This is a genomic window from Terriglobales bacterium, from assembly GCA_035651995.1.
In the GTDB taxonomy this organism is placed as follows: Bacteria; Acidobacteriota; Terriglobia; order Terriglobales; family Acidobacteriaceae; genus DASRER01.
Genome location: DASRER010000044.1, coordinates 1 through 7,298 on the forward strand (window position 1 = coordinate 1; position 7,298 = coordinate 7,298).

Annotated in this window: 5 protein-coding genes; all 5 read right to left on the minus strand. The window is 62.5% G+C overall.

Translation table 11 applies throughout. From position 1 onward, the window contains the following. The coding region (locus tag VFA60_15095) for an efflux RND transporter permease subunit (protein HZQ93116.1) at positions 1-348 on the minus strand (348 nt) is incomplete at its 3' end. After that, complete coding sequence (locus tag VFA60_15100; GenBank protein HZQ93117.1) at positions 348-1,472, minus strand: efflux RND transporter periplasmic adaptor subunit; 1,125 nt, start codon at positions 1,470-1,472, stop codon at positions 348-350. The genes VFA60_15100 and VFA60_15095, both read right to left, overlap by 1 nt. A gap of 671 nt (positions 1,473-2,143) precedes the next feature. Next, on the minus strand, positions 2,144-2,575 hold the full coding sequence (locus VFA60_15105; protein HZQ93118.1) for a nuclear transport factor 2 family protein: 432 nt from the start codon (positions 2,573-2,575) through the stop codon (positions 2,144-2,146). 79 nt (positions 2,576-2,654) lie between these two features. Then, positions 2,655-5,966 (minus strand): TonB-dependent receptor, encoded by a 3,312-nt coding sequence (locus VFA60_15110; protein HZQ93119.1) that lies wholly within the window; start codon positions 5,964-5,966, stop codon positions 2,655-2,657. A 46-nt stretch (positions 5,967-6,012) separates the two neighbouring features. Beyond that, positions 6,013-7,131 carry a dipeptidase gene (locus tag VFA60_15115; protein HZQ93120.1) on the minus strand — a complete coding sequence of 373 codons (1,119 nt, stop codon included), beginning with the start codon at positions 7,129-7,131 and terminating at the stop codon, positions 6,013-6,015. Positions 7,132-7,298: the final 167 nt, after the last annotated feature.

A 7,298-nucleotide genomic window follows, 5' to 3' on the forward strand; every position in this document is an offset into this window, starting at 1 on the left:
CCGAACCTGCGCCAACTTGGCCTGAATCTGGGTGAGCGCCGCATTGGTATCGTAGTTGAGCTTCAGGTGCACAGTGATCGTGCTCAGTCCCTGAGCGCTCGACGATTCCATGTAATCGATGCCATCGGCGCTGGCGATGACGCGCTCCAGCGGCGTGGTGATGAAGCCGCGCACCAGGTCGGCGTTGGCGCCCACGTAGATCGTGGAGACCTGGATCACCGCGATGTCGCTCCGTGGATACTGCCGCACGCTGAGGGAACGGATGGCCTGGAGCCCGGCAATGAGGATCACCAGGTTCACCACGATGGCCAGCACCGGCCGCTTGACGAACAGGTCAGTGAACTTCATCAGTTGTCCTCGGGGCGGGGCGCCGGATTGTTTGGAGGCTGGATCTTGTTATTGACCAGCACGGCGGCGCCGTTGCGCAGCTTGAACACTCCCGACGTGACCACTTCTTCGCCTGGCTGGACGCCGGAGGAAATACCGGCCTGGTCGCCGCGCGAGCTTTCCACCTTGACGAATTGCTGGCGAACGCCGCGATAGGGTTTTCCGTCAGGACCTTTCATGTCGGTGACGATGTAGACCGAGTCGCCAAAGGGGGCGTAACTGATGGCGGAGGCCGGCAGGGTAATCAGCGGACGGCTGCTGCCCACGCCGACCGTGACTTCCGCGAACATGCCGGGGCGGAGCCTGGCGCCCGGATTGCGAACGGTGGCCTGCACCTGAATGTTTCGCGTGGTTGCATCGACGATGGAGTCGAGCGCGGTGACTTCACCGGTGAACTCCGTGCCGGGAAGGTCGCCGGTGGTGAGGTGTATCTTCTCGCCCATCCGCAACTTTCCAATTGCTTCCTGCGGGACGCCGAAGTTCACATAGATGGGATCGAGCGACTGCAGCGAAACAATCGGGTTGCCGGCGGCAAGATACTGGCCGAGGTTCACCTGGCGAATGCCGAGCACGCCAGAGAAAGGCGCGCGAATTGTCTTACGCTGAATCGCGGCCTTGACCTCGCCCACGTTGGCTTCCGTCTGCTTCTGCTCGGCGGCCGCTCGGTCATAGTCCATGCGCGAAATCACGCCCTGGTCCGCGAGGGTCTGCGCCCGGGCGAAGTTCACCTTCGCCAGGTCGCGCTGCGCCTCCAGGGCAGCAAGTTGGGCGCGCTCCTGGCGCGTATCCAACTCGGCAAGCACTTCGCCCTCGCGTACCGTACGTCCGGATTCAAAGTGAATGGCCTGGACCGTGCCCGGCAAGTCGGCGCTTACCACAACGCCGTGGACTGCCTGTACGGTTCCGACCACGTTCAGCGTGGACGGCCACGTCTCCTGGCGCGCAACGATGGTGGTCACGGCTTCGGGCGGTGGCTGAAAGGCGCCGTTTTTCGCCGAAGCCTGCACCTCGCGGAACTTCACGAATCCCAAACTGCCCAGCACCGCCGCCGTGGCGACGAGCATCAGGAACATCCGTTTTGCCATACTTCCTCTTTTTCTGATAGATGGGCCGTCGTACCGGGCTTTCTTGTTGCTCTCGTATCAGATTTTCTGCACCTGGAAAAAGATGCAGAGCTTTCCGTCGCGCCGGCCGGCGCCCGTGGTCTTCCCCAGTCGCGCATCGGCGCTGCTATGCCTGAAAACGGGCGAGGGGCGCGGATTTCGACAAGATCATCATTATTTTAAGTTATGCCGGGGCAGAGCAATGCGTCGAGCAATGGGCCCAGGGTACAAGAGTTCCCACAATGGGCAGGCTTGGACCATCGGGCAGTTGAATTTGCCGCCGTCGCAGCCCGGAGTCTGCTGCCTTGGTTGAAGCGCAACACGCGGGCGCGTTAGACTGCCGCGCTCGCGGTTCGCAGGCGGAGCAGCAGCTCCGGTCAGCATCCCACACAAATCGTCCCAACGAGGGAACGAGATGCACACCATGCTTGTTGCAGTCGCGCTCCTGGCATTCGCGCAGGGCGCCGGCGCGCCGGAAAAGACAGCGGTGATGGCGACGGTCCAGAAATTCGTAGACCGCATCGATCCTGGCGGTGGCGCTGCAGCGCGCCGCGGGAGGATGGCGAATCGTTGCCTGGGCCTGGGCAAAGAACTGACCGGCTCGGCGTTCGCGCGCGAGGGAAGCGGCAGATTGGCGCGCAGGCGGGTGCTCGTCAGTTCAGCGGCGTCTCCTGGTTCAGCACGGCGACCCAGCGGTTTCCGCGTTTGATCCAGACCGACGCTTCGCGGACGGCGGTCGGCGGAACTTCTTTCCCGCCGAACGTGCCAGAGATTGTTGCCTTGTAGATTGCGATGGCTGTATTGGGCGATGGCGAGCGCACGCGGAAGTCGTCGATCGAATAACTCTTGATTTGCCGTGAGTCGACGCTGGCGATGTACTCGGCTCGCGTGCGGACGCCGGAGGTGAAGATCATCAGCGCGTCAGGAGCGACGAGCTTCTTGAAGGTTTCCATGTCGCGCTGCTTGGCCGCTTCCCACACGGCGGTTTCCTTGGCGAGGATCTCACCTCGAAGCGCGGCCAGTGCGGTTGTCGAAGGCGCAGATGCAGCGTGCTGTTGGCCGGCGGCGGATTCAGCCAACAGCATGCAAGCCACCAGCACGATCGAGTGTTGAAGCAGGACAGTCTCCCATCGTGCGCGTGCATTCCGATTCGCGCGCCGCATCCTAGAACGACACCTTCAGATCGAGCTGCACAAGGCGCGCGCCGCCGGTCCCGCCGGAGGTACGCATGTTGTTGAAGCTCGGGCTGCCGACGAACGAGTAGTTCTGCCCCATGCCGCCGTCAATGGCCAGCAGGTTCGCGGCGGTGAATTGCGGATGGTTGAACAGGTTGAAGAACTGCGCGCCAAACTGTAGCCGCGTCTGTTCGGTGAAGTTGATGTTCTTGGAGAGCGCGAAGTCCACGTTGCTGATGCCCGGAGCGCGCAGGCTGTTGCGGGTGGCAGTCGGAGGCGAGCCCACCTGCGCCTGCACGTAACGCGCGCTCGCGTTGTTGGCCAGGTACGCGACCGTTCCGCCGGTGGAATTTCGGATGGCGGTCACGGCTGAACCGGTGTCGCTGGTGGCATTGGGGTTCACGATGGTGCGCTGCACCTGGCTGTCGCCCGTTCCGGACGAGTTGGCCAGACTCAGAGCAGTGAACGGCTGCCCGGAGGAAGCGGCGTAGGTGAACGCCGTTGTCCAGTTGCCGAAAACGTTGTGCAGCAGTCCATTGCTGCTGCGGTACCAGGGCGTGTCCCAAACCAGCGAGGTGACGAAGCGGTGCGGGACGTCGAGCACGGAGACGCTCCGGTCAAGGTCCACGTTGCGGAAGTTCTGCGGCCGACGGGGATTCATAAAGCTGTTGAAGAACTCGTTGGTCGCGTTGTCGATGAACTTGCTCCAGGTGTAATTGGCGTTGAACTGGAAGCCGGCGGCGAAGCGGTGTTCGATGTCGAACGAGCCCGCGTCGTAGTTCGAGCTGCCGATCGGATAGTGCGTGGTCAGCAGGCCGGTGAAGCCAAACTGCGTAAAGGGCGCCACCGCCTTCGACAAAAACTGCGCCGACGTCGGCATGGTGTTCAGCACAGCTTGCGATGGAACTTCTGATGCGCTGAAGTACGTGGGCAGGAAGCCGCTGGTTGGCGCGACGGGCGCATTCAGCCGGCCTTGCACGCTCAAGTGCGTGCCCTTGCTGTGCAGATAGCGCGCAGTGCCCACCCATCCGCGAAAGACTTCGTGTTCGACGCTGAGCGTGCTGGTCTGGAGATACGGCCGCTTCATGTCGGGAATGTACGTCGCGATGGCTGCGCGCGCCGCAGCCGGCGTGTTGAATGGCGCCAGGATATTGGGAATGCCGCCGCTGGCGAGGAAGTTTGAGGCGGGAATCGGAATTGGGCAATTCGGCAGGCAGTTGGTAAAGAACACCTGCTGCACGCTCGAGGGCAGCAGCCCGCCGCCCACGAACGCACCGAAGATGGGCGCGTAGGAGATTCCGTATCCGCCGCGCAAGGCGGTTTTGCCGTTGCCGAACACGTCCCAGGCAAAGCCGACACGAGGCGCCCAGTTGTCGTGCTCGACGGTGGGCGCCTTGAATTCGAGCACGCCGGGCACGTTGGCGATCGATTCCAGCTTCTGCGCGGCCATGTCCTTCAGCAGGGAGTTGAATTCGTAGCGAAGGCCGAGATACAGCGTGAGGTTGGGGCGGAGCTTCCACTGATCCTGTCCGAAGAAGCCGAGAAAATAATTGTTGAGCGAGAGTTCGGTGTTGCCGATGCCGCGCTGTCCGTTGATGGTGGGGACGGCATCGATGGCGAACTCTTCCAGGCTGCTGTACTGGTAAGAGCCGCGCGGGGCGGGCCGGCTGAGATCGCCCACGATGTTGTTGCGCAGGTCGGCGCCAAACTTGAAGATGTGCCGCCCGCGCTGCCAGGTGACGTTGTCGGTGAGCTGATAGATGTGGTTGAACGAGCCGCTGGGCGCGCCGCCGTTGGGCCCAATGACCAAGCCCGCAGCAACCGTGATGTTGGGGATGTTTTCGGTGGCCGGATCGACGAACGAATTGCCGGTGACCTGCCGGTGATACGACAACCGCGCCTCATTCAGGATGGCCGGCGAAAAGGTGCGAACGTATGTCGCCGAAAACAAGTTGTTCAGGATGTTCTTGGTCGCGTTCAGGCCGTCCACGGGGAAACCAGGGACAAACTGGTTCGGGCCGCGATCGTAATTGAAGCGGAAGTGGAATTGATCGGCGGTGCGAGCGTTCCAGTCGGTGCTGACGAGGAAGCGGTGGTCGGTGGCGAACGATGGGAACGCGCGGCCGACCGGGCCGATCGGAATCGGCGTGCCGAGCACGACGGGCCATGTGGACGCGGCGTTGGCCTGCGGCGCGACCGCGCCGTACTTCTTCAGGAAATCAACGATAAAGCTGCTGACCTTGCCGGGCGTGCCTGCCCTGGTGATTCCCGAGGGGAGCGCCGAGAGAATGGCCATGCCCTGCGCAGTCGGGAAATTCGCAGTTGAACTGCTGCTGGCCGCGCCGAGATTTTCGAATTCATAAGCGCCGAAATAGAAGATCTTGTCTTTCTTGACGGGGCCGCCAATGGTTCCGCCAACGCGGTTGTAGTCGTAGCGGGGCTTGTCGGTGAGTACCCCCTGGCGGATGAGGTTCTGCGTGGTGAAGTCGCTGGCGTTCAGGTTGCGGTTTTGCACGTACCAGAAACCGCTGCCATGAAGTGAGTTCGTGCCGGTGCGCGTCACGATATTGAACTGCCCGCCGGAGAACTCGCCGAACTCGGCGTCGAAGCTGTTCTTTACCACGCTGAACTGCTGCACGGCGTCTTGAATGACCTGGCCCTGCGGACCGGTTTGCAGCGGATCGTTGTTGTCCACGCCGTCCACAATGAAGCTGTTGTTGCGGGCGCGGCTGCCGCCGACCGAGGCGACCGCGCCGCCCACAGGGCTGCTCACCTTTTGCAGGACCTGCGCACGGTTCAGTCCGGTGGTGTTGATGTCCACGGTGTTGGGCGTGAGCAGCGCCAGGTTATTTACGTTCACCGAGGCGATGGGAACGTCGAGAACCTCGCGTCGCGAAAACGTCTCAGACACTTGCGTGCTGTTGGTCTCCACCGGAGCGCCCGCCTCGCTGACGGTGATCGTCTCGCTGGCGGCGCCCACGTTCATGCGCACGTTCAGCGTGCGCGTGGTGTTCAACTCGACGGCGAGTTCGCCGGTGGCCGTCTTGAAGCCGGCCGCCGCGGCGGAGAAGGCGTACGTTCCCACCGGCACGACAGGGAAGCTGAACACGCCTTGCCCGGTGCTCACGGCGGAGAGTGACGTGCCGGTGCTCTTTTCCGTCAGGGTGATGCGCGCGCCCGCGACCACCGCGCCGCTGGGGTCGGTCACCGAACCGATGACGGCGCCCGCGGTCAATTGCGCATAGAGGTGGGAGGTGAGCAGCAGGAATGCCGCAAGACAAGTCAGCCTGAGGCTACGCATGGTGTGCTCCTTCGCGCGCGCCAGGCGAAGGCCCGGCGCGCTGACGCTAGGCCTTTAACACTTGCTTGTAGACACGGAGAAAATTCAGGCCCATGACCTTGGCAATGTCATTGACGGCCCAGCCGCGCTTCTGCAAGCCGTTGGCAATGGCGCGGTAGCGAAACGGGCCATTGGTTTCGTCGATGTAGGGTGGGAAGCGGCCCTTAATGGTCTTCCATTCGGCGTCGCTGTAGATGCGGCGATGCCGCTCCCACTCAGCGTCGGGTTCGCGGCCAGCCCAGCCGGCGATGCTGAAGTCCGATCCGATCCCGATGTAGTCTGGCCCAACGAGCTTGGCCATGTGGTCGAAGTGGTCGAGCAGGTCTTCCAGACTCGAGCGCGGCTTGTCGCTGACGAACCAGTTGAAGCAGGTGAGGCCCATGACGCCGTTTTTCTTCGCCAGCGCCTTGATCTGGTCGTCTGTCTTGTTGCGCGGATGGTCGCAGAGCGCTCTGCAGTTCGTGTGCGAGTAGACGATCGGCTTGTCGGAGACTTCGACGGCGTCGAGCGTGCTCTGGTAGCCGGTGTGGCCCACGTCGACGATCATGCCCAGCTCGTTCATCTTCCTGACCATGTCCACGCCGAAGTAGCTGAGCCCGGCCTGCGTCCGCTCGGTGCAGCCGTCGCCCACCCAGTTGCGCCAGTTGAAAGTGAGTTGGATCTGGCGAAGGCCGAGGTTGTAGAAGACGTCGAGATTTTTCAGGTCGCGCCCGATGCAGGCGCTGTTCTGCACGTTGGCGAGCACGCCCAGCTTGTTTTCCCTCCTGGCGCGCTCGATGTCGCCGTAGTTGCGGACCAGCAGCATGCGGTCGGGATAGCGCGCGATGTCGGCATTCGTCCGTGAAAGCTGCGCGACCGTGGATACGAAAGCAGTTTCGGGCTCAACGTCGCCCAGCGTCGGTCCGACGATGGTGACGCCTGCCTGCTTCACCACACCGAAACCGGCGTCGGCCTGGTCGGGACGCGGGCTGAAGCCGGAGAGATCGTCGATGACGATGCTGTGCTGGAAGATGTCGTCAATTGTCGAAAAGGAGGCGCTCTGCAGCGCGGCAAGTTCGGCCGGCAGCGCGAGCACTGCGCCCACTGCCGCTGCACTTTTCACCAATTCACGGCGGGTAAGATCCATGGTTTCCTCCACGGGCCCGAGAATCTCTAGAACCTATCTCATAAATAGAGAAACTGACTTAACACTTTGATCCAGCAACGATTTAGAGCAAACCCGATGCATGCACCTGAGCGATGCGCAGTGGGAAGCGATCCGGCCACTGCTGCGCGAGAAGCGACGAGCCGACG

What these genes read in the sequence shown, in the direction of transcription:
- VFA60_15100 (HZQ93117.1), bottom strand. Translation starts at nt 1,472, where the DNA reads ATGGCAAAACGGATGTTCCTGATGCTCGTCGCCACGGCGGCGGTGCTG.
- VFA60_15105 (HZQ93118.1), bottom strand. Translation starts at nt 2,575, where the DNA reads ATGCTGTTGGCTGAATCCGCCGCCGGCCAACAGCACGCTGCATCTGCG.
- VFA60_15110 (HZQ93119.1), bottom strand. Translation starts at nt 5,966, where the DNA reads ATGCGTAGCCTCAGGCTGACTTGTCTTGCGGCATTCCTGCTGCTCACC.
- VFA60_15115 (HZQ93120.1), bottom strand. Translation starts at nt 7,131, where the DNA reads ATGGATCTTACCCGCCGTGAATTGGTGAAAAGTGCAGCGGCAGTGGGC.